Below are 20,131 nucleotides of genomic sequence, written 5' to 3'. Positions count from 1 at the left end.
ACCCCCAGCAAGCCCCTGGCACCGGTTCCACGCACCGTGCGTCAAAACATGGTGACCTGAGGTTTTTCCAGTTTCTACTGATCCAATGCCTGTGCCACCTCATGCCCGCGGCTACGAGTCCTTCGGTGGACGGATCGGGCGCACCACCGCCGACGCCACGCCCGAGTGGACCTACCCGCCGACCGCCCCGGCCGACGCGCCGAACATCATCGTGGTGCTGGTCGACGATATGGGCTACAGCGATATCGGCCCGTTCGGCTCCGAGATCGACACCCCCACGCTGAATCGGCTGGCCGCCAACGGGGTTCGACTGTCGAACTACCACACCACCCCGTTGTGCTCGCCCTCGCGCGCCTCGCTGCTCACCGGAATCAACGCGCACCGCGCGGGTTTCGGGTTCGTCGCCAATGCCGACCCCGGCTATCCGGGCCTGCGGCTGGAACTTGCCGACGATGTGCTCACCCTGCCGGAGATCCTGCGCGGCAACGGGTACGCCACCTACGCGGTCGGCAAATGGCATCTGGTGCGCGACGCCACGATGAACCCTGCGGCGCACCGGGATTCGTGGCCGACGCAGCGCGGGTTCGACCGCTACTACGGCTCCCTGGAAGGCCTGAATTCGTTCTACTACCCGAATCAGCTGGTGTCGGATTCCTCGGTCGTGGACGTCGAGGAGTATCCGGAGGGCTACTACCTCACCGACGATCTGACCGACAAGGCGATCTCCTATCTCAAGGATCTGCGCGCCCACGACGCGACGAAACCGTTCTTCCTGTACTTCGCGCACGTCGCCATGCACGGCCCGTTGCAGGCCAAGCCGGCCGATCTGGACAAGTACCGTGGCCGCTACGCCGAAGGCTGGGACAAGCTGCGCCAGAGCCGGTTCGCGGCGCAGCTGGCGGCGGGCCTGTTCCCGGCCGGGACACAACAGAAGCCGCGCAATACCGAACCCGGTTACGAAGCGGCGGAATGGGATTCGCTGACCGCGGCCGAACAGCGGCGCTTCGCCCGGTACATGGAGGTGTACGCGGCGATGGTCGACAGCATCGACCAGAGCCTGGGCCGGCTCCTCGACGTGGTCGAGGAGTTCGGCGAACTCGACAACACCATCGTGGTGTTCACCTCCGACAACGGCGGCACCGCGGAGGGCGGGCCGGAGGGCACCCGCACCTATTTCGCCGAATTCGCGCACATCGACGATCCGGACTGGGTCGGTGACGTACCGCACGATGAGGAGCTGATCGGCACCGCCGAGCTGGGCGTGCACTATCCGCGCGGCTGGGGGCAGGCCTCCAACACGCCGTTCCGCTTCTACAAGGGGCAGACCTTCGCGGGCGGCGTCCGGGTGCCGTTGCTCGTGTCCTGGCCCAAGGGGCTGCCGCGCACCGCCGAGGACAACGGTATCCGTCAGGAATACGCCTACGTCACCGATCTCGCACCCACCCTGCTGGATCTGGCCGGGCTCCAGCGGCCCACAGTCCGAAACGGGCTGCCCGCCAAGGACTTCGACGGCGTCTCCGCGGCCGACCTACTGCGCGACCCCCGCGCTCTGACCCGGCACACCGAGCAGTACTCGGAAATGACCGGCCATCGCGGATTCTACCGGGACGGCTGGAAACTGCTGTCGCTGCACGAACCCGGACGCGCCGTGGACGCCCCGAACTGGCAGCTGTTCGACGTGCGCGCGGACCCGACCGAGCTGCACGATCTTTCGGAGCGGTATCCGGACAAGGCCGCCGAGCTGGCCGCAGCCTGGGACGAATCAGCTTGGAACAACACCGTTTTCCCGCTGCTCACTCGCCAGGACCTGGCGCGCCGCCGCCCCGAGGAAGCGCGCTTCGCCGCACCGCTGCGCCTGCTGCCCGGCACCCCGACCCTGGAGCGCTACCGTTCCCAGCGACTGATCGCCTTCCGCGACTTCACCATCGAGGTGCACCTGGGCGGCTACCGGCCCGGTGACGAGGGTGTCCTTGTCGCACACGGTGACCCGCTGGGCGGCTATCTGGTCTATATCGAGGACGGCCGAGTCGTGCTGGGCGTCAACAGCTACGGCATCTACGGCACCGCCGCCGCCGAGCTGACCCCCGGCCTCCAGCGCATCACGGTGTCGGCGGCGGTACGCCCGCGGCTGCGCTGGGACTTCCGGATCGAAGCCGGCGCACAGCACGCCGAACTCCGCGATCAGGTACAGCTCGTCGGCATGGCGCCGTGGACCGGCATCTCGATCGGCGTCGACGCGCGCGGCCCGGTGTCCTGGAACCTGCGGAAACGCCGCGGCCCGTTCCGCTACACCGGCGACCTGCGCGCGGTCACCTACACTCCCGGGCCGATCCAAGTCCCGCAGGCCACGATCGAGGCGGTGGAGCGGGAAGCGGAGTTCGTCGCCGAATAGGGGTCGAAACCCAAGGCTCAGTCCGTCACCCGCCGCTGAGCCATCAGCAGGCCGATGATCCCGGCCTCCTGACTCTGCGTAGTGATCATGTCGCGCGCGGCCTGCTCGACCGGGCCGCCGGTGGAGAGTTCGTCGAAGGCCTGAGCCATGGCGACCCCGCCCTGATGATGGCGGTACATCAACTTCAGGAACATCACTTCGGCTTCGGCGCCGCGTGCTCGGCCCAGGGCGTCGAGGTCGGCGCTGGTCGCCATGCCGGGCATGGTGGTGGACGCGCCGTGGTGCTGATGACCGGCGGGCATCCATGCCATGGGACGCGTGTTGGTCGACGTGACCCCGGCCAGCCGTAGCCAGCCGAGCATCATGCCGATCTCCAACCGCTGAGCGTCGGCGATCTGCCCGGCCAGTTGAACGACCGCGGGATCGGCGTCGGCGGCCAGACGCTGCACCAGGACCAGCGCCTGCTGGTGATGCCCGGCCATATCCTGCACGAAGCCGATCTCGGTGGGTGTCAATACCGTTGCGGGGGAAGGGGGCTCGGGGATGGCGAGCGGTCGCAGGGCAGCGCCGAGGACCAGCAGAAGCAGTGCCGACGTCAGGCCCGCAATGCCGAGCACGATCCTCCGGGTCATGAACCGACCGTCGAACGCTGATCGGCCGGTGGGGTATACACCTCGGGCGACAACTGCAAGGTGAGCAGGCCGTTGTCGGCGCAGGTCGTCCACAGCTGATTGCCGCGCCACTCGGGGGCGGAGAAACACCAGTCGCTGGAGAGGTCACCGAAGACCACGTCGCCGGTGCGCGAACTGTGCGCCTGCTCAGGATCGAAAGCGCCCGCCTCGATGGCTTGCAGCACCGACGGTGCGCTCAGCAGTGGCAGGCCGATGATCGAGGCCAGCGCGTGCGGAGAGTTCCACAGTTCCGCGTTCTGCCCGGTCCGCGCGGGCGGGTTGTAATAGGCGATTTCGCGCACCCGCAACGGGTCGCGCACGTCGAACACCCTGATGCCGGAGGAGATCCAGCCGCACGCCAGCGCCGTGGGATTCACCGGGCGGTCGGCGGAACAGTAGTGCGCGTCGTAGGCGAACAGTGATCCGCCCATCCCGGAGGCGAGTGCGCTGTCGCGATGGCGCTGCAGGTTGATCTCCAGTTTGATCGTGTTCACCACGCGGGGCCGGGTGTCGTCGGAGATGTCGATGAGTTTGACCCCGCCCGAGCCGGCCTCGTCGGCACTGAACAGGTAAGGCACGCCGTTGTAGGTGACCGGGATGTTCTGCTGGGTCGCCCAGCCGTCGGTCCAGGTGAGCTGGGCGATGACCGGTACCTGAGGGTCGGGGTCGCGGCGCTGCACCGCGGAGGTGTCGAGGATGGTCAGCCCGCCCATGTTGTTGGCCAGGTAGAGGCGGTTGCCGTCAGCGCGTAACCCCATGCCGTGCATGGATTGGCCGGGCATGCCCTGCCAGATCACACGCGGGTCGGCGGGGTCGGTGAGGTCGACGGCGCTGACGATGCCGGGGATGACGCCCGAGGCCCAATAGGTGCGGCCGTCAGGGGAGAAGCCGCCTTCATGTGCGGTGATCGGGACCGGCAGACGCAGGTCGGTGCCGGGTCCGGGGTTGAGCAGGCGCGGGTGCGCGCAGTCGGAGATGTCATAGACCGAGATCAGCCCGGCCCCGGTGAACGCGGGAGCTCCGGTGCCCACCAGCAACTTTCGCGCGGCGTTGACCTTGAGACTCTCCCAGGTTCCGGCCAGCATCGCCGGTTCGGTGAGCGTGGTCGTCAGTATCGGATTCGCCGGATCGGCGACGTCGATCACCTGCACGCCCTGTGCGGGACCGAGCAAGTTGCCGGGAAAGAAGCTGCCGAGATACACGCAGTGCTCGAACTGGGTCGAAGTGATCCCGGCGCCGCGTCCCGCGTAGTTGCCGATGCGGCTGATGTTGCACCGGTAGCCCTGGGTGCTGCGGCCGCTGTCGCGGTCGGCGGCCGGGACATCGCCCTGCAGGCCCGGTTCGGGTAGTGCATCGCCCGCGCAGACGGCGCGGGCGACGGCGGTGTCGGCGAGGTCGCGGTTCTCCAGGACGGTTCCCGCGGCGGCGGGTTCCGCGGCGCCGAGAGCGGAGGGCACCAGCAGCACGGCCGCCGCGGCCAGGAGCAGGCGGGGAGGTCTCATGTCGTACTTTCGTGTCGGGTGGCCAGGGTGACCAAGGCGGCGGCGGTTTGGCGGCAGAACTGCTCGCCGTCTTCCTCGCCGCGGGTGAGGGCGCGCAAAAGGGTTGTGCCGCGCAGGAATTCGAAGATCAGGTCGGGATCGCAGCCCGGCAATGCCTGACCCGACTCGATCGCCGCGTCGATGGTGGCGCGCAGCCCGGCGCGGGCCAGGCCCTCGCCGCGTTCGCGCAACCTGCGGTAGCTCTGCTCGTCGTCGTGATAGGCCGACAGCAGGCCGGGGATGCCGGATCTGGCCGCGGGATGGGTAGCGGCGGTGAAGAACAGGCGGGTCCACGCGAGCAGATCGGCTTCGATATCTCCCGTCGCCTGCGGGACGACACCAGCGTCGAGGGCGAAGATCGCGTCTTCGACGAGGTGGGTCTTGTTCGGCCATCTCCGGTAGATGGAGGTGGCGACGACCCCGGCCCGGCGCGCGACCCCCTGAATGGTGGTGGCTTGAAAACCTTGTTCCACCAGCAATTCCTGGGTGGCTCGCAGCACCTGGTCGTCCAGTTGCGGGTCCCGCGGACGTCCTGGTCCTGACCGAGCCTCGCGGCGTTCACTCACCGGTTACTCCTCCTTCGATGTGGGCCGAGCGTATCTAAGCCAGGCGTGTATTCAAAAACGCGTCATGGTGTATTTGAATTGGCCAGCTTGGAACATGGTCGTGCAGAGCGATCTACGCTGAGCCGAGCGCACACGACAGATCTACCGACATACCGAATCGACTGCGCCGCAGCGCAGATGATCGAGACGCCGGGCACATCCTGCCGATGACCCGGCCTGCCGGACTCGCCGTGATCATCGCCGACCTGATACGCCAGGTCGGCGCTGCTGCCGAGTGAAAGGGAGCGCCTATGACGCACGGAGCCGACAATCGCATCGTCCAGGAGTTCTCCGTGGCCGACGCCGCGGCGGGCCCCTACGGAATCACCGCAGGACCCGACGGCGCGCTCCGGATCACCCTGGTCCACAGCGGCGAAATCGCTCGACTCACCGTCGACGGTGTGCTCGACCGCTATTCGGCAGGTCCCCGAGGATGCCGACCGACGATCATCATCGCGGGTATGGACGACGCGTTGTGGTTCACCCGAACCGGCGACGACCACATCGGGCGTATCACCACTGACGGTGTCGTGACGGCGTTCGAATTACCGTCGGGCAGTGGACCTTTCGGTATCTGTCCAGGTCCGGACGAGGCCATGTGGTTCACCGAAATGAACACCGACCGGATCGGCCGCCGCACCCCCGACGGCCGGATCACCCACTACGACCTCCCGGTGCCGGGCGGATTCCCCTCCATGATCACCCGCGGACCCGACGGCGCACTGTGGTTCACCCTCAACCAGGCCGGCGCCATCGGCCGTATCGACCTCGGCGGCGACATCACCCGGTACTCGCTACCTGACTCCGGCGCACCGGTAGGTATCACCAGCGGCCCGGACGCAGTATGGTTCGTCGATATCGCCGCCGGCCGGATCGGCAACATCGCTCCCAACGGCACGATCAACACGTTCCCATTGCCCGACCCGACAGCGAAACCCCACGCCATCACCGCGCTGCCCTCCGGTGACTGCTGGTTCACCGAATGGGGAACCAACCGCCTCGGACGAATCGACCCCACCGGCGCCATCACCGAATTCGACCTGCCCGCAACGGTATCCGAACCACACGGCATCACCGTCGGACCCGACGGCGCGGTGTGGACAGCACTGGAAACCGGAGCAGTCGCCCGCATCGTGCCCTGACCACCCGATCACAGCCCATCCCGCGGCGAGTCCATCCGATCGAGACGCCCTGACTCGCGCGGGCCCGCGGAATCGAGGCGAATGCGGGCTCGACTTGGCCCTTGTCCGCTGCAGTCGGTCCGGTGGCGGAGCCGGGGAACGCTGCGATGCTAGGAGGCTCGCGAGTCGTGGCTCTCGCGATGGGCGAGGACTTGTTCCATATGGGTTTGGGCCCACTGCCTGAGCCCGCGTGTCAGGTGGTGGAGTGAAAGTCCGAGGTCGGTCAGCTCGTAGGTGACGGTGACCGGGACCGTGGGTGTCACGGTGCGGATGAGCAAGCCGTCACGTTCGAGAGCACGCAGGGTCTGGGTCAGCATCTTCTGGCTGACGCCAACCAATAGCCGAGCCAGCTCGGAGTAGCGCATCGCCTTCGGAGTGGGCGATGCACCGGACTGTGCGGATGTGTCACCGCCCAATGCACACAGGATCAGCACGACCCACTTGTCTGAGATCCGGTCGAGCAGCTGACGGCTGGGGCACACCGCCAGAAACGCGTTGTACTCCGCCTTGGCTTGCGCTTTTTCGCCGGCCTTCGTCGTTGCCACCTGATTTCGCCTCTCGCCTTCTGGGTTGTTACGCACTTCAAAGTGCCTACTTCCCGGCAGGAAGTTCCTCTCCAATACTGGTGCAAGGGGGCTGGAGACACCACCCCTGGCATGAAGTGAAAGGCACCACGATGAACACGCCCCGCACACCTCTTCCCGGTGGAACCTGGACGCTGGGTGACTCGCCCGTCACCCGATTCGGCTACGGCGCAATGCAACTCGCCGGCCCGTGGGTCATGGGCCCGCCCGCCGACCACGACGGCGCCCTGGCCGTGCTGCGTGAGGCGATCAGCCTCGGGATCACCCACATCGACACCAGTGACGCCTACGGGCCGCACATCACGAACGAGTTGATCCGCGAAGCGCTGCACCCCTACCCGGAATCGCTGTTCATCGCCACCAAGGTCGGTGCCACCCGCGACGCCCAGGGCGGCTGGCCCACCGCCCGGCGCCCCGAAGAGCTGCGCAAGCAGGTCCATGAGAACCTCCAATCGCTCGGAGTCGAGACCCTCGACCTGGTCAACATGCGTATGGGCGACGCGCAGGGCCCCCAGCCCGGCTCGATCACCGAAGCATTCGAGACGCTTGCCGGCCTTCAGCAAGAGGGACTCATCCGCCACCTCGGCGTCAGCAACGTCACCGGCACGCAGGTCGCCCAAGCGCGCAGCATCGCCCCGATCGTGTGTGTACAGAACATGTACAACCTCGCCCATCGCCACGACGACGACCTGGTCGACCACCTCGCCGCCGATGGCATCGCCTACGTGCCGTTCTTCCCACTGGGAGGCTTCACGCCGCTGCAGTCCGAGGCTCTCTCACGGGTCGCGAACCGACTGGCGGCGACGCCCATGTCGATCGCGTTGGCTTGGCTGATGCAGCGCTCGCCGAACATCCTGCTCATCCCCGGCACGTCGTCCATCGCTCACCTGCGCGAGAACATCGCCGGAGCCGGGCTCCTCCTCTCCGATGAGGATGTGGCCGAACTGGACACCATCGGTCACTGACCACTCGACCCTGGCTCCGGTGATCAGCACCGTCTCGGTCTAGGTCATGACGCTCGGTCCTGGCGGTACAGGACGAGGTGCTCGTGGTACAGCACGCCGTCGCGGATCTCCCCGGTCGCGGTGAAACCGAGGTCGTCGATGTAGTCCAGATGATTTCCGGTCACCGTGTAACGGCCGGTGTAGGCGCTGCGGCGCGAGCCCCGGGCTTCGTCGTAGCGACCGTCGGCGCGCAATTCCTGCCGGATGTGCCCGTCGCCGGTCACCCACATGCCGACTACGTCTGCTCTGTCGATGGTGTTCTTCGAATGCATGACTCGATTCTGTCCAGGTCCTGACAGCGCGAACAGGTCGCGGCCCGCCTGGGTGCCGCACACCCTGGCAAGGCGCGAAACCAGGTGCGGCGGTGCCGCTGCCAGGGCTTGGGTGGGTGTATCACGCCCACCTACGCATCGAAATCAACGCCCCCGGCACGTTAGGGTCGCCGCAGTCACCGATGCCCACGCCACCGGATGACAGAGTCGGCCAAGGTCTCTCGGGGCCCGCGCAATGAGCAATGCCGTCCTGCCTACCGGTGCCTCCACGCGGCCGGGTGGAGGCACCTTCGTCGTTCCCGGGTAGCGCAGAGTCCGCCGCGATCATGGAATATCGTGCGGGTCATGATCACGGATGACTGGTTGGCCGACACCCGAACCTCTTATGACACGGTCGCGGTCAGCTATGCCGACCAAGTGCGCGGCGCCCTCGCCGGACACCAGTACCTTCGCGCGGCTCTGGCGTTGTTCGCCGACAGCGTGCGGGCCGCTGGCGGCGGACCGGTCGCGGACGTCGGCTGCGGCCCCGGTGAAGTCACCGCCCACCTGCATAAGCTCGGTGTCGACGCCTTCGGTATCGACCTCTCCCCGGCGATGATCGACGTGGCCCGGCGCGACCACCCCGGCCTGCGGTTCGAGGTGGGCTCGATGACGGAACTGGACCTGCCCGTCGCTTCGGTGGCCGGCCTGCTCGCCTGGCAGTCGTTGATCCACATCCCAGACGACGAGGTGCCGACTGTATTCGAGCGCTTCCACCGAGCATTGCGTCCCGGCGGACCGTTGCAACTCCTGTTTCACGTCGGCGACGAGTCGCTGTTGAAGACGGAGGGCTACGGCGGTCACCCGATGAAGGTCCATGTCCACCGCCGCCAGCCGGACCAGGTGGCATCCTGGCTGCACGATGCCGGATTCGTGGTCGAGGCCCAGATGCTGCTCGACCCGGATGCGAAAGCTCAGCAAGCGATTCTTTTCGCACGCAGTAAGTCCTGACTTCTGCATATATCGGGCTCCCACTGGCCGGGTGTGGCGGGTGATCAGCTGGCACTCCGGACGCCAGTGGGCGGGCAGCACCCGCCGACAAGCTGCGGATCGGCCAACCTGGCCACCGCGACCGGCGGGGCGCTCACCACGCGATCGGGCACGAACCCCGGCCACGGCAACGTGCACAACGCGATCGCGATACCGAGCCGATCAGCCGGACCACGCCCGCGCCCCGGATCGACGAACGCCAGATCCGCCGGCGAGAGCGTGAAGAACCGGAACAGCTCCTCACGGCCGATCTCCGGGAACTCCCGCAGACGCGCCAACTCCTCATCCGCGAACACCCGCGTCGCCACGAAACCGACCTCCCACACCAACCAATAGCGCTGGGAGACAAGCAAACCAGTAGTCCGCCTCCACCGGAGGCCGAACCGGACCTCACCGGCAGTCGCGCTGCGGCTACGCCATATCCGTTGGTTTTTCGGCGGTTACTACCGGAACCCCGTTAGCTGAGCTGAACGGGACACCTAGCCCGTGGATTCTGGGTGTCGCCGCCATTTTCGCGGGTGCGGCAATCGCAGCTGCCGTTGCCGTGGCAATCACAAGGCGCGGCTGGCGCCTGATACGAGAACCTGCCAATACGAATGCAAGCAAAATTCCAGTGCCACAACGGGAGGAATGATGAGGGTTGCGGGAACGATCAGGGAGTGGCATGTTGAGGAAGGCTGGGGTGTGGTCGACTCCCCGGCTACGCCTGGCGGGTGTTGGGCGTCGTTCACCTCGGTGATGTCGGACCGACGGCACTTCATCGCAGGCGAACACGTCGAGTTCGACTTCGAACCAGCCGAACAGGACGGCTACGACTTCCGCGCCCAACGCGTCTGGCTGGCCGGGACTACACCTGTCCGGCCGAGCAACATCAAGACCTCGCCCCCTACCACCGCCAAGGCGTGGGATATCGACCCGAATGGCACAGTGCGCGAACTGTAAACACGGTGCCATGGCCCCGGCGGAAGCGCTTCGCATATGAGACGTGAAGCGCTTCCGCTTTCCGGAGCAGGAAGAGTCAACGGCCGGTTAGCTCACCGCCCGCGGCGACTCTAGCCTCCACATCGAACGCGCAACTGTGATGGTTCATATCCATCACACGAAACGTGGGCGCGCGTGTTGGGTGACTCGGCAATACCGCGAGGCTGAGGGGCAGGAGTCGGCCACTGAGAACGGGTGCGTCGAGGCGGACGCCTTCTCCGAGCACCCCGACGCCGACAACTGGTCCCGGCATCCCGTTAGCGGCTGGATCATCGTCCCGACTGGTCACCTACGGCCGCACGGATCTCCGTGCGGCCGTAGGTGATTGTCAAGTTTGCATACGTTCATCTGGATAGGGAGTAGCGTGCGACGATCGTACGAGCGGCTTCGTCTACGGTGTGGCGCGTTTCCTCGCTGGTAAGCGACCAGTTGCCGTGGACGAGGCGGGGCCAGAACACGACGGTGGCGATCATGCCGAGGAACTGCGCCGCTGCTACGTCGAGGTCGTTCACATTCGCGGTTCCTGCTGCGTTCGCCGCCTGGAAGAAGCGCCGGAGCGCCGCCAGGACGGGCATCGTGCCGAAATCGAAAGTCCGATTGCGCAGTTCGGGGAACCTTGCGGACTCGGCGATCACAGCCCGCATCAAGTCCGCTATTCGGGGCCGGGACAACAGCTCCGCATACGCCGTTCCGAGACTGACCAGGCCCGCATGGAAATCGCCGGACGGCGGCTCCAACGGCTCGGTGTCCGGCGAGTCGCCCGCGGCGAGCACCGTTGCCTCGAAGAGCTCCGCCTTGGTCGGAAACTGTTTGAACAATGTCGCCTTCGAGACGTCGGCGCACTCGGCGACCCGGGCCAATGACGTCCGGTCGTAGCCGAGTTCGAGGAACAGCTCGGCGGCGGCGTCGAGTATCGCCGCACGGTTGTCGGCGGCGATTTGTCGGTGGTACGCAGAGGGTTCGCGTGGCATGCGAACCATTATGACGTAAAGGTGAGTCGGTTGACTCACGACTATCTGGTCGCTACTCTCAGAGAGGTGAGTCGAATGACTCACCTCTCACGTGCCCGAGGAGTAGCAATGGCGAAAGTGATCATTCACGCGACTGTGACCCTGGATGGATTCATGGCCGACGTGGACGGAGGGGTCGATTGGATGAACGGATTCCCGTCGGCCCCCGGCGACGAAGACGTCGTCAACAGGGTCACCCAAGAGCTCGGCGCCATCGTCGGAGGCGCGAACAGGGCGCAGACCATAGACGCGGGAGAAGTTCCCTACGGGGGCATGCTCGGGGTGCCAGTGTTCCTGATGACCCACAGTGCTCATGAGCCGATCGAAAAGGACGGCGTCACATATACATTTGTCGTCGACGACATCGCACAGGCTGTTGAATCCGCCAAACGGGCCGCGGGGGACAGGTGGGTCAGCCTGTTGGGCGGCAGCATCTCGAGGCAATGCCTCGAACTCGGGCTGGTCGACGAGATCCAGCTGCACGTCGTGCCGATCCTGCTCGGAGAAGGGATTTCACTGTTCACCGGTCTGCGTAAGCGCATCAAGCTGGAGCGTGTCGAAACATCGGCATTCGCCAGCGAGGCACACCTTCGATACCGCGTTCTCGCATAGGTTCACAGCGGTTCAGTGACCGCCCGCTGATGCACCTACCAGATTCCTGGGATGATCGATCGATCCGAAGCGGCCAGCGCAGTCCGGAAGATCAACGAGTAGAGGTCATGAGTCATTTCACCGTCGGCAACGCACCATATTGCCGATTATCGGGCAGGTAGCCACCCGCTGTAGACGTGTATCGCGTTCGCGCAGCGGCCTTCCGCCGCTACCCCTCGGTGCCGGCAAACTCTCCCACGGCCAGCGCGACCGGGTTCTTCTGATCATTTACGAGGGCGGATGCGACGGTCCAGCGTCCGTCGGTGTGAAACTTCTCGCCCTGTTCCGGTGACACCGGGATGGTCGTCTCATGATCCTGTGAATCGCAGATCACGATGTCGTGGGCAACCCCCACGGTTTGAGACTTCGCAAGGTCTTCCGGATTCTCCGCCACCCTGGCGTTCACCGCGGCGGCCTCATTTCCCGCACATACGTACTTGACGGCGACATCGATTTGTTCGGCGGACACGAATTGCACATCGGTGATCTGGAGTACTGGGTCCTTTTCGCATTCGCCTCCGCGCCGCCTAGGAGGGCAAGGAACGCACCCATCGCGACACCCGAACCAGCAATGGCGCGCCTGGTGATCTTCTGCATCAACACACTCCCAATCGTTGAGTCCATCACGTCAGAGGGGCGAGGCGCCCGAACTTACTTCGTCAACACGGGGGTCGGCGGATGGGTCGCCCGGATGTTGCATCAAGGGAAGAGCGTCGCCGCTACAACTACCGCTGAGGTCGCGTCGCGTGGCACGCGTTCGAACCCGCCAGGTGGCAACCCCGAAGACCACACCCCGGGGATCAACTCGGCGGGCTGAATACGAACTGCCGATCCCGGAACGTTCGACCGGGGACTTCTGCTAGCACCACAAGCAGTCGCATGGACGTGGGTTGCAGGTGTGGAAGCGAGGCGCGGATACGGTGGCAAGTTAGCTAATACCTGCGTCGCAGGGTCAGTCGCCTTCCATCCTCAAATAGCCGCCGTAGGGCTCGGCCTTGGCAGATTCCAAATAGTCGCCGATCTTTCCTTTCCGGACGGTCAGCGAGGCGGAAATGTCGGCCCAGTAACCGGGCTTCCAGTTGCCGTACTGTTCTGTGCGGTAGAGGTCTTTGATCGGCGTCATGGTGGCTTCCCACGGCTGATCGGTGCCTGGGCAGGAGACCCACGTGGCGGTGTAACCTACGAAATCTGGCTGGATCGTCGGCTGCTTGCCGCGGATCGAGATACGGTTGGTTTCACCTTTCTGTGTACAGGTGTAAGTGCCTCCCACCTTGAGCTTGCTGGTGTCGGACTGGATGCGAACCTTGTCCGGATCGATCGTCAGTTTCGCCCCCGAGGGTCCCGCAGCCGCATGTTGGATTGGCGCCATCGGCCATGGCGTAGCGTCCGCCTGGGGCAGTGTGCTGGCCGCTGCGGCGATGAACACTGTGGCCAGAGCAGCGAGAGGTTGGTGTCCTGATCGCATCGCGGTTCCTTTCTCGGCGGGACGAAACACTAGGTATTCGAGGACGGGCAGCCCCTGGATGGACGCAAGATCGAGATCGGCGCCGAGATTCAACCGGTCAGTGCGGAGCGGACCGTCGCCGTTCCCGGTATCGAACACACCCTCATGCCGCGCGGTCTACCAGCGGGGTGCCATCCGGTTGCTACACCGTGCCGAATAATCGGTGATTCCGAATGACAAAGGATGAGTGGGACGAACTGAAGGAGGCCCATGATTTCAGGACGCGGTATATGCACTGCCGTTCTGGTCGCAGCGACGGTAGCGAGTGCACTGTTATCCACAGCTCAACCCGCCTTCGCGGATACGTCACCCTCGACGGAGAACGCGATACGCAAATGCGAGCAGTACGGCGGGGAAGTCACGTATGCGGACTGCGGGAAATCGGTCCTGAAAATCAAGAATTTACCAGCAGGCAAGCGCTGTTGCCTCTGGATCGCGTGACCTGGCGATGATCTGACGTCACTGGTCGACGACGAGGCCTGCTGACAACCCACCCACCGAGGGTTGTCGAACCGGTACCCGGTCCACCACACCAGTTGTTGCTTTCATTGGCGCTAACCGTGTGTTTCGGGCTGGCCAGCGCGGGTGCGTGGAAGATGGCCGAAGGAGCCGTCTGCCGGCCACCCACGGTGCGCGCTCTTGCTCACCGCGCTGGCCGCGATCGGTTTGCCGAGTCCGCAGGCTCATCAACGTAAAAGCGGTCTCAATCGGCCTCGCGGGGGCTGACTTCAGTTGGAGCAAGTGAGCGATAATGGCAGCCGCTGGAGAGCCTCCCGTCGGGCACCGGGGCCCGATCCTGGCAGGGAACGGGCCCTGCCGCCAATGCTAAGTAGCCGCTGTGCGCGCCGAGCGAAGCGGTCACGCGGAGGTAGCCGGCGAGATCAGAGCCGTTGGCCCTCAGAACATCCGCTCCTGCCGATTAGCGGGTATCGGCTCGTTGACTGCGGACCGATCCCGCAGATGGTAGGAGTTCCAGATGGCTAGCTTCGCCCTGCTGTTCGCCGTCACCATCGACTGTCCGGACCCGGCAAACCTTGCTCGGTTCTATCTGCATTTCGTCGGTGGGCATTTGCACTCGTCTAATCCAGATTACGTTGTGCTGACCAGCGGCAACAACGTCCGCCTGGACTTTCAACGTGTCGCCAACCGCCGGTCACCTCCATGGCCTGACCGCGCCGCGCCGCGGCGACTCCATCTCGACTTCAGGGTCGAAAACCTTTGGGAAGCCGAACAATTCCTGGTCAGCAACGGGGCTGAGCTCGCCTCCCAACAACCTGGCGGCGAACGCTTTCGTGTTCTCCTCGACCCTGCCGGTCATCCCTTCTGCATCGCCACCGACGACGCAGCAGACGTTCCCACCCGGGATGTGGAAGCGGCCCGCGACGACACTCTGTAGTGCCACCTTCCGGGCGATCGGTGAGCCGTAGCCGTTGGCCGCCAGTCGGTCTCGGAACATCCGATAGTGCCGATTTCCGCGCGTTTGGTCGGTCTATAATTGTTGGCGGACAGTCGATCTCGGTGTCGACCGCTAGTGCGTGAATCTAGCCACCGATCCGGAAAGATCTCCGAGTGACCACGGCGAGTCCCGGTCCATGATCTGCTTCAGACTAGGCCGCGTCGGCACGGCCCGGCCTCCGCAGAGAGGATCCCGACGAATGGCCAACCCTGAATTCGAGTTCTGTGAAGCGCTGGTGGAGAACATCAGAGACCAGATCACCTCCAACAGCACTGAGGCAGAGGTCAAGGAACTGATGCTCGGGATCGCCCGTAACCAGGGCAGTTTCAGCGACCAGCGCACCGCCTTCGTCAACGAGAACGCCCCCGAGATCTATGCCTTCATCACCGATGGGATGGGCACTCAGGCGATCTGTCAGGCGCTGGGCGTATCCCCATAGCCCCAGGGGGACGACGAGTAGCCCGGCGGGTATTTTCCGCCGGGCTACTCGCGGTCCTACGCACAAACGGGTGTGGAGCATCTCGGCCCCGGCAATGCGCCATCATGCCGATTTCGTGCGTCGCCCAGGAGGTGAACGTCCGAAATCGGTCAACGCACTTTGTTCGGCACCAGGCCTTCACGACACGTTTCTCGACACCGTGTGGCAACCGATCCAGGACGTGTGGGCGGCCGAGCGGGAGCTGGAGAACGGAACGATTCTCGACGTGCGCACTGCTGCTCAGACGGGCTTCTAGTAGACAGGGGCCTTCACATGGTGGGGACGCTAAACACGTCATCGAGGTTAGTGAGCTCGGCCACCACCTGGATCTCGGCGGCACGGCCGGGCTGCGATGTCGCGGTGACTCCGTGGGTTCCCCCTGGCCCGGTGTCGCCGTCAGGAACCATGGTGGTCACCTGCGGAACGGTGGACTCCTGCCCGTTGGCGACGACGAAGATGTGGTACTTGCCCCGGGTGTGGCGGGACTGATCACAGTGATGCGGCTGGCGCTTTCCACCGTGTACTTCTGCACGTCGAATTGCTTGTTATAGACATCTTCGAAGAAGACCCGGCTGGTTCCTTCGAATCCTGACCCTGTCACGATGACCTCGGTACCACCACTTGCCAGGGCCTCGTCGGTACTCAACTTCGTGATTTCAGGCATCGTCTGTACTTCCTCACATCCATCAGGCCGCTTGGGGTGACGCCGCAGCACCTACAGCGTGACATCCCCTCGCGGATCAGCGCAGACGATTAGCCGAATCGCCTTGAGCTGCAATCAAATACGGCCATCTCAACCTCTCGGACCCCGACTTCGCCTCAATCCAACCCTCCTCGGTGTCCCACTTACGAACGGTCGGCATATGAACGTCCGCACATGCCGCTGAGCGCGCGCCGGTGAACGCACGATAGTGCCACTATCGGGCACGCTCAGCGGATCGCAGGGTGGCCGATAAGGTGTTGCCGTGGAAGCGAACTTGGGCAAGGGCGATGGTTGTGAATTGCCTGCAACCGCTGTCCTTTGGCTCAACGACGATCCGCAACCGGGGATCGTCCTGGTCGAATTGGCAGACGCGTACGGCCGACCTCACCAACTAGTCGGCAAGTCCGCCATGTTCGGTGGGGAACTGTTTCCGACATCGACCTATCCCTGCCCGACCACGATCGAGTGCACGATCGAGGACGTCAACGACGGCATAGCTACCGTCAGCACATGGTGGTTGTCCGGTGGACCCGACGATGTGCCCTTCGTCTTCGACGTACGACTGGACATTCTCGGCCCAACCGACCGCCGACCCCCGAGCCTCTGATCTGGCGTCAACATCCGCTTATCGCTCGAATCGCGCGCAACTCATCGAGTTTCGGAGTGGGTGCTCGGCGGCGACTTCGAGCATCCGCGAAACCGGGATGTCGAGGGAGTACGAGCAGAGCCGGATCGGGCCGTGGGGCAGCCGCAGTTCGCCCAGGCCGCGCTGAGCACGCTTGCGTTGGGGTCGAGCCGGCCTTCTCTATGTCGAGAAATCGCGATCAGTTCCGTCTCCCGAGTGAACACTGCCGACAAGGCGGCCCGGACCGGCAAGGACTGACCATGAGCCATGAACCTCTCGGCCTATGCGAAGGCGAGTCAGCTGACGACCGTCTGGATTCGACCGACGCATTAACAAACTGGTCCACCCCGGACGAGTCACCATGAGCTCGGTCGGAACCACTGGGTGAGCCGGCAGGTCACCCAGTACCGGAACATTCAACCAATCGAAGGAAACCCACAGATGACCATCAAGCTGGAGAACATCGGCATCACCGTCCGCGACATCGAGGCCACGATCAGGTTCTTTTCCGACCTCGGCCTCACGGTCCTCGGCCGAGACACGGTCAGCGGTGAGTGGGCCGACACCGCTGTCGGCCTCGACGGCAATCATGCCAAGATTGCGGTACTCCAGACTCCGGACGGCTCCGGGCAGATTGAACTGTTCGAGTACATCCATCCAGAGGCAATCGACACTCCACCTACGCTGCCCAACGAGATCGGCATGCACCGCATCGCCTTCTCCGTCGACGACATCGACGAGGCCCTCGCGATCGCGGCCAGGCACGGTCACTACCCGCTCCGGGGCGTGGCCAACTATGAGGGCGTCTACAAGCTCACCTACCTGCGCGGGCCGAGCGGAATCCTCGTTATGTTCGCCCAAGCACTCACATCGACGGCAACTGACGAGTAGCCAAAAGTGAGCGATAGTGCCGCGTGGCGAGCTTGGGGCCGTCTGACCTGTACCTCATGCTTGCCACCGCGACAGCCGTAATCACCAGTGCCGGTGCGTTTTTGGTCCGCACCGAGGCGCTTCGTCCATCCTTCGCGGTGATGGGCGGAGCGTCACAGACTGCATCGGGCCTGTTCCGCGGGGGACTTCAGGTTGACGAGGTAGTCGGCGACGATATCGTCGACGCACTTGTTGGTGCCGTCTACTGCGATGGTGTGCTGCTGACCGTCGACGGTGAGCAGGCTGCCGCCCAGGGTGTCGGCAAGGCGCACGCCGCCGTCGTACGGCGTGGTCGGATCACCGGTGATCGAGATGGTCAGCGTGTCCGATAGTCCGCTGATGCCGGTGGCGTACGGGTAGTCCAAACCCGGTGCGGCCGGCCAGGATTCGCAGGCGTCCCGCGCGCCCTCGGTGCCGAGTCCGGCATCGGTGAACGGCGCCACCTCCTGGACTCTGCGCTTGAGTTCGGCTTCCTCTTCCGGCGTGTTGCGCTGCTCGTCCATGCACTTGATCGCGAAGTTCGCTTCGGAGAAGTTCGGGTGGACGCCGTCGGGTCCGCGCCCGCTGAACACGTCACTGATCCGCAGCAGCGTCTCCGGCGATCCGTCGCGAAGTTCGCCGATACCCTTGGTGATGATCGGCCACACCCTCGAGTCGAACAGGCCCGCTGTCACCGCGCCGTAGGCGGCGTCGAAATCCATGCGTCGACCGTTCGCTGTCACGATCGGCTTGTCGATCAGTGGTCGCGCGATGCCATGGAAGACCTCGACGGCCCGGCTCGGGTCGGTTCCGAGCGCACAGTCCGGCGTCGATGCGCAGGCGACGGCCATGTCGTCGAAAGCTCGCTGGAACTGCCGGAATTGAGTCACCCGGCGTTCGGCCGTGCCCAGATGCGGGTCGATGCCGCCGTCGAGCACCATCGCCCTGACCTTGGCCGGGAACATCTCGGCGTAGACCGCGCCCAGCCTCGTGCCGTAGCTGCGCCCCAGGAAGGTGAGCTGGTCGTCACCGAGTACCGCGCGAAGAATGTCCATGTCGCGGGCCACGTTGCGGGTCCCGACGCCGGCGAGGATATCGTCACCACCGGAGCGCTGCGAGCACCGTTCCACGATCGTCCGGGTCTCCGTCTCGGTCCAAGATCCGGAACCGGTCAACACGGTCGTACTACCTTGTCCCGCATCGATTTCCGCGTCTGAGAAGCAGTCGATCGCGGGGGTGGATGCCGCGACCCCGCGTGGATCGAAACCGACCAGGTCGAAGTTCTCTGTCACTGGGCTCTTGCTCAGCGATCCGGCCGCGAGCGCAGCCATCCCCATCCCCGCTCCGCCGGGGCCACCGGGATTGAGCACCAGCGACCCGATGGGTTTGCCTCTGGCAGGCGTCTTCAGGAGCGCGACCGACGCCGTCTTCCCTTCGGGATCGTCATAGTCGAGTGGCACCTGCGTACGCGCGCACTGAAAGTTGGGGTCTCGGGTGAAGGTGTCCCGGTCGGCGGAGGTCGTCGCATATCGCTCGCACGACTCGAAGTTCAGGGTCTGATCGTAGAACCGTTGGAGTTCGATCGACGGCTCGGGCTCGGGGCTTCGTGCACCGGGGGGCGTAGAGCCGGAACCGCACGCGCCGAGAGCCACGATCATCGTCGACGCCACCGCCATCGTGGCAGCCGCGCGCTTTCGTCTTGATCTGAACATGGGTATGGAGCTCCTATCGGGAAAGACAACGTGAATGGTGGGAAAGGTCGGCGTCAGTCACGCAGGCCGAGACCCACGCGGCGCAGGACGTCGAGCTGAGCTGGGTTGTAGAGCTCCAACATCACATCCACCACGTCCTGTTTCGTGCGTGGGCCGCGGACGGTGAGTGCCCCGAACAGACCCGGGTGCTTCTCCGCCAGTGCCGCGATTTCCGGAATCATGCGGCGAGCGAGATCGGCTCGAGTCGATTCGTCGGCATCGGCGGGCAATTCGTCGAAATCCGCTCCGGCGGGGGTTCGAAGTAATTCGCCGTACGCGGCGAGGGCCGGCGGGTCGAGCACTCTGCTCAGATATGTAGCGAAAGACCGGTCGGCATCGGTCAGACCACCGTTTCGACTCGCCAGGGCGATGTCGGGTGGCAGATCCGGCCGGGCGGAATCCCGCATGATCGAACCCAATTCGGCCCGCGCCCGCTGCAAGCGTTCGATCGTCGCCTCCAGTTCAGCGTCCAGCGCGCGCAGGGAGTGCTCCGGATGATCGATCTCGTTGCCCATGGCCGCGACCTGAGCCAGCGAAAATCCGAGAGCCGTCAGCCGCTTGATCTGCAACACCCGGAGCAGATGTGTGACGCCGTATTGCTTGTAGCCGTTGGACGTCCTGACCGGCTGGTCGAGGGCACCGACGTCGTGGTAGTACCGCACCGCCTTCACCGTCGCGCCCGCGAGTTCAGCGAGTTCGCGAGTGCTCCATCCCATGTCGTCTCCCGTGCCTGGTGCCGGTCGCTGTGGAGCACATTCTGAACCGTGCCCTCGGGGCAGAGTCA

At 64.8% G+C, this 20,131-nt stretch carries 23 protein-coding genes and 1 pseudogene; 11 read left to right on the top strand and 13 right to left on the bottom strand.

Annotated features, from left to right (window positions below; translation table 11 throughout):
• Window positions 1-85: 85 nt before the first annotated feature.
• On the top strand, window positions 86-2,392 hold the full coding sequence (locus tag BJ987_RS25250) for an arylsulfatase (RefSeq protein WP_209894837.1): 2,307 nt from the start codon (window positions 86-88) through the stop codon (window positions 2,390-2,392).
• Window positions 2,393-2,409: 17 nt separating this feature from the next.
• On the opposite strand, the gene BJ987_RS25245 is transcribed toward BJ987_RS25250, so the two are convergent.
• From BJ987_RS25245 to BJ987_RS25235, 3 genes are read right to left on the bottom strand one after another with little or no spacing between them, the layout of a single operon-like run.
• On the bottom strand, window positions 2,410-3,024 hold the full coding sequence (locus BJ987_RS25245; protein WP_209894835.1) for a DUF305 domain-containing protein: 615 nt from the start codon (window positions 3,022-3,024) through the stop codon (window positions 2,410-2,412).
• On the bottom strand, window positions 3,021-4,565 hold the full coding sequence (locus tag BJ987_RS25240; RefSeq protein WP_209894833.1) for an LVIVD repeat-containing protein: 1,545 nt from the start codon (window positions 4,563-4,565) through the stop codon (window positions 3,021-3,023). Before BJ987_RS25240 ends, BJ987_RS25245 begins: the two co-directional genes overlap by 4 nt.
• On the bottom strand, window positions 4,562-5,170 hold the full coding sequence (locus tag BJ987_RS25235; protein WP_209894830.1) for a TetR/AcrR family transcriptional regulator: 609 nt from the start codon (window positions 5,168-5,170) through the stop codon (window positions 4,562-4,564). Before BJ987_RS25235 ends, BJ987_RS25240 begins: the two co-directional genes overlap by 4 nt.
• 290 nt (window positions 5,171-5,460) lie before the next feature.
• Between BJ987_RS25235 and BJ987_RS25230 the strand changes: the two genes are divergently transcribed.
• Window positions 5,461-6,351: a Vgb family protein gene (locus BJ987_RS25230; RefSeq protein ID WP_209894828.1), complete on the top strand. Its 891-nt coding sequence runs from the start codon at window positions 5,461-5,463 to the stop codon at window positions 6,349-6,351.
• Between the two features lie 149 nt (window positions 6,352-6,500).
• Here BJ987_RS25230 and BJ987_RS25225 read toward each other — a convergent pair whose 3' ends face one another.
• Window positions 6,501-6,971 carry a winged helix-turn-helix transcriptional regulator gene (locus BJ987_RS25225; RefSeq protein WP_307869752.1) on the bottom strand — a complete coding sequence of 157 codons (471 nt, stop codon included), beginning with the start codon at window positions 6,969-6,971 and terminating at the stop codon, window positions 6,501-6,503.
• Between the two features lie 95 nt (window positions 6,972-7,066).
• Here BJ987_RS25225 and BJ987_RS25220 point away from each other — a divergent pair, with 95 nt between their 5' ends.
• Window positions 7,067-7,939, top strand: a complete 873-nt coding sequence (locus BJ987_RS25220) for an aldo/keto reductase family oxidoreductase (protein WP_209899045.1) — start codon at window positions 7,067-7,069, stop codon at window positions 7,937-7,939.
• Window positions 7,940-7,983: 44 nt separating this feature from the next.
• Here the strand turns inward: BJ987_RS25220 and BJ987_RS25215 are convergent, their stop codons facing one another.
• The gene (locus tag BJ987_RS25215; protein ID WP_209894826.1) at window positions 7,984-8,250 is read right to left on the bottom strand and encodes an Atu4866 domain-containing protein; all 267 of its coding nucleotides are present in this window, start codon (window positions 8,248-8,250) and stop codon (window positions 7,984-7,986) included.
• Window positions 8,251-8,595: 345 nt separating this feature from the next.
• On the opposite strand from BJ987_RS25215, the gene BJ987_RS25210 reads away from it, so the two are divergent.
• Window positions 8,596-9,240, top strand: coding sequence for a class I SAM-dependent methyltransferase (locus tag BJ987_RS25210; protein ID WP_209894825.1), 645 nt, complete (start codon window positions 8,596-8,598; stop codon window positions 9,238-9,240).
• Between the two features lie 98 nt (window positions 9,241-9,338).
• Here BJ987_RS25210 and BJ987_RS25205 read toward each other — a convergent pair.
• Window positions 9,339-9,587 (bottom strand): annotated as a pseudogene (locus tag BJ987_RS25205) (DUF4158 domain-containing protein); the annotation flags it as partial.
• A gap of 430 nt (window positions 9,588-10,017) precedes the next feature.
• On the opposite strand from BJ987_RS25205, the gene BJ987_RS25200 reads away from it, so the two are divergent.
• Window positions 10,018-10,221: a hypothetical protein gene (locus tag BJ987_RS25200; protein ID WP_209894823.1), complete on the top strand. Its 204-nt coding sequence runs from the start codon at window positions 10,018-10,020 to the stop codon at window positions 10,219-10,221.
• A gap of 383 nt (window positions 10,222-10,604) precedes the next feature.
• On the opposite strand, the gene BJ987_RS25195 is transcribed toward BJ987_RS25200, so the two are convergent.
• A complete protein-coding gene (locus tag BJ987_RS25195) occupies window positions 10,605-11,231 on the bottom strand; it encodes a TetR/AcrR family transcriptional regulator (protein WP_209894821.1) in 627 nt (208 codons plus the stop codon).
• A 108-nt stretch (window positions 11,232-11,339) separates the two neighbouring features.
• Between BJ987_RS25195 and BJ987_RS25190 the strand changes: the two genes are divergently transcribed.
• Window positions 11,340-11,882 carry a dihydrofolate reductase family protein gene (locus BJ987_RS25190; RefSeq protein ID WP_209894819.1) on the top strand — a complete coding sequence of 181 codons (543 nt, stop codon included), beginning with the start codon at window positions 11,340-11,342 and terminating at the stop codon, window positions 11,880-11,882.
• Window positions 11,883-12,090: 208 nt separating this feature from the next.
• Here the strand turns inward: BJ987_RS25190 and BJ987_RS25185 are convergent, their stop codons facing one another.
• Window positions 12,091-12,390: a hypothetical protein gene (locus BJ987_RS25185; protein WP_209894818.1), complete on the bottom strand. Its 300-nt coding sequence runs from the start codon at window positions 12,388-12,390 to the stop codon at window positions 12,091-12,093.
• 483 nt (window positions 12,391-12,873) lie between these two features.
• Complete coding sequence (locus BJ987_RS25180; RefSeq protein ID WP_209894816.1) at window positions 12,874-13,524, bottom strand: hypothetical protein; 651 nt, start codon at window positions 13,522-13,524, stop codon at window positions 12,874-12,876.
• An 877-nt stretch (window positions 13,525-14,401) separates the two neighbouring features.
• On the opposite strand from BJ987_RS25180, the gene BJ987_RS25175 reads away from it, so the two are divergent.
• The 3 genes from BJ987_RS25175 (at window position 14,402) to BJ987_RS25165 (ending at window position 15,615) form a co-directional block, all read left to right on the top strand.
• Complete coding sequence (locus BJ987_RS25175) at window positions 14,402-14,821, top strand: VOC family protein (RefSeq protein ID WP_209894815.1); 420 nt, start codon at window positions 14,402-14,404, stop codon at window positions 14,819-14,821.
• Window positions 14,822-15,080: 259 nt separating this feature from the next.
• A complete protein-coding gene (locus BJ987_RS25170; RefSeq protein WP_209894814.1) occupies window positions 15,081-15,320 on the top strand; it encodes a saposin domain-containing protein in 240 nt (79 codons plus the stop codon).
• Between the two features lie 70 nt (window positions 15,321-15,390).
• The gene (locus BJ987_RS25165; protein WP_209894813.1) at window positions 15,391-15,615 is read left to right on the top strand and encodes a hypothetical protein; all 225 of its coding nucleotides are present in this window, start codon (window positions 15,391-15,393) and stop codon (window positions 15,613-15,615) included.
• Between the two features lie 13 nt (window positions 15,616-15,628).
• On the opposite strand, the gene BJ987_RS25160 is transcribed toward BJ987_RS25165, so the two are convergent.
• A complete protein-coding gene (locus BJ987_RS25160) occupies window positions 15,629-15,775 on the bottom strand; it encodes a hypothetical protein (protein ID WP_209894812.1) in 147 nt (48 codons plus the stop codon).
• On the bottom strand, window positions 15,772-16,023 hold the full coding sequence (locus tag BJ987_RS25155; RefSeq protein ID WP_209894811.1) for an IPT/TIG domain-containing protein: 252 nt from the start codon (window positions 16,021-16,023) through the stop codon (window positions 15,772-15,774). Before BJ987_RS25155 ends, BJ987_RS25160 begins: the two co-directional genes overlap by 4 nt.
• Window positions 16,024-16,324: 301 nt before the next feature.
• Between BJ987_RS25155 and BJ987_RS25150 the strand changes: the two genes are divergently transcribed.
• Window positions 16,325-16,669 carry a hypothetical protein gene (locus BJ987_RS25150; protein ID WP_209894810.1) on the top strand — a complete coding sequence of 115 codons (345 nt, stop codon included), beginning with the start codon at window positions 16,325-16,327 and terminating at the stop codon, window positions 16,667-16,669.
• Window positions 16,670-17,128: 459 nt separating this feature from the next.
• Window positions 17,129-17,578, top strand: coding sequence for a VOC family protein (locus BJ987_RS25145; RefSeq protein WP_209899042.1), 450 nt, complete (start codon window positions 17,129-17,131; stop codon window positions 17,576-17,578).
• Window positions 17,579-17,730: 152 nt separating this feature from the next.
• On the opposite strand, the gene BJ987_RS25140 is transcribed toward BJ987_RS25145, so the two are convergent.
• Window positions 17,731-19,308 carry an alpha/beta hydrolase gene (locus BJ987_RS25140; RefSeq protein ID WP_209894809.1) on the bottom strand — a complete coding sequence of 526 codons (1,578 nt, stop codon included), beginning with the start codon at window positions 19,306-19,308 and terminating at the stop codon, window positions 17,731-17,733.
• 53 nt (window positions 19,309-19,361) lie between these two features.
• Window positions 19,362-20,063, bottom strand: a complete 702-nt coding sequence (locus BJ987_RS25135) for a helix-turn-helix domain-containing protein (RefSeq protein ID WP_209894808.1) — start codon at window positions 20,061-20,063, stop codon at window positions 19,362-19,364.
• Between the last annotated feature and the right edge of the window lie 68 nt (window positions 20,064-20,131).

The organism is Nocardia goodfellowii (genome assembly GCF_017875645.1).
Lineage (GTDB): Bacteria > Actinomycetota > Actinomycetes > Mycobacteriales > Mycobacteriaceae > Nocardia > Nocardia goodfellowii.
The sequence above is the reverse complement of the archived record's forward strand: the minus strand, read 5'-3'. Positions and strand labels throughout refer to the sequence as shown.

What these genes read in the sequence shown, in the direction of transcription:
- BJ987_RS25215 (WP_209894826.1), bottom strand. Translation starts at nt 8,250, where the DNA reads ATGCATTCGAAGAACACCATCGACAGAGCAGACGTAGTCGGCATGTGG.
- BJ987_RS25195 (WP_209894821.1), bottom strand. Translation starts at nt 11,231, where the DNA reads ATGCCACGCGAACCCTCTGCGTACCACCGACAAATCGCCGCCGACAAC.
- BJ987_RS25155 (WP_209894811.1), bottom strand. Translation starts at nt 16,023, where the DNA reads ATGCCTGAAATCACGAAGTTGAGTACCGACGAGGCCCTGGCAAGTGGT.
- BJ987_RS25190 (WP_209894819.1), top strand. Translation starts at nt 11,340, where the DNA reads ATGGCGAAAGTGATCATTCACGCGACTGTGACCCTGGATGGATTCATG.
- BJ987_RS25170 (WP_209894814.1), top strand. Translation starts at nt 15,081, where the DNA reads ATGGCCAACCCTGAATTCGAGTTCTGTGAAGCGCTGGTGGAGAACATC.
- BJ987_RS25245 (WP_209894835.1), bottom strand. Translation starts at nt 3,024, where the DNA reads ATGACCCGGAGGATCGTGCTCGGCATTGCGGGCCTGACGTCGGCACTG.
- BJ987_RS25210 (WP_209894825.1), top strand. Translation starts at nt 8,596, where the DNA reads ATGATCACGGATGACTGGTTGGCCGACACCCGAACCTCTTATGACACG.
- BJ987_RS25200 (WP_209894823.1), top strand. Translation starts at nt 10,018, where the DNA reads ATGTCGGACCGACGGCACTTCATCGCAGGCGAACACGTCGAGTTCGAC.
- BJ987_RS25175 (WP_209894815.1), top strand. Translation starts at nt 14,402, where the DNA reads ATGGCTAGCTTCGCCCTGCTGTTCGCCGTCACCATCGACTGTCCGGAC.
- BJ987_RS25135 (WP_209894808.1), bottom strand. Translation starts at nt 20,063, where the DNA reads ATGGGATGGAGCACTCGCGAACTCGCTGAACTCGCGGGCGCGACGGTG.
- BJ987_RS25250 (WP_209894837.1), top strand. Translation starts at nt 86, where the DNA reads ATGCCTGTGCCACCTCATGCCCGCGGCTACGAGTCCTTCGGTGGACGG.
- BJ987_RS25140 (WP_209894809.1), bottom strand. Translation starts at nt 19,308, where the DNA reads ATGTTCAGATCAAGACGAAAGCGCGCGGCTGCCACGATGGCGGTGGCG.
- BJ987_RS25220 (WP_209899045.1), top strand. Translation starts at nt 7,067, where the DNA reads ATGAACACGCCCCGCACACCTCTTCCCGGTGGAACCTGGACGCTGGGT.
- BJ987_RS25145 (WP_209899042.1), top strand. Translation starts at nt 17,129, where the DNA reads ATGACCATCAAGCTGGAGAACATCGGCATCACCGTCCGCGACATCGAG.
- BJ987_RS25230 (WP_209894828.1), top strand. Translation starts at nt 5,461, where the DNA reads ATGACGCACGGAGCCGACAATCGCATCGTCCAGGAGTTCTCCGTGGCC.
- BJ987_RS25240 (WP_209894833.1), bottom strand. Translation starts at nt 4,565, where the DNA reads ATGAGACCTCCCCGCCTGCTCCTGGCCGCGGCGGCCGTGCTGCTGGTG.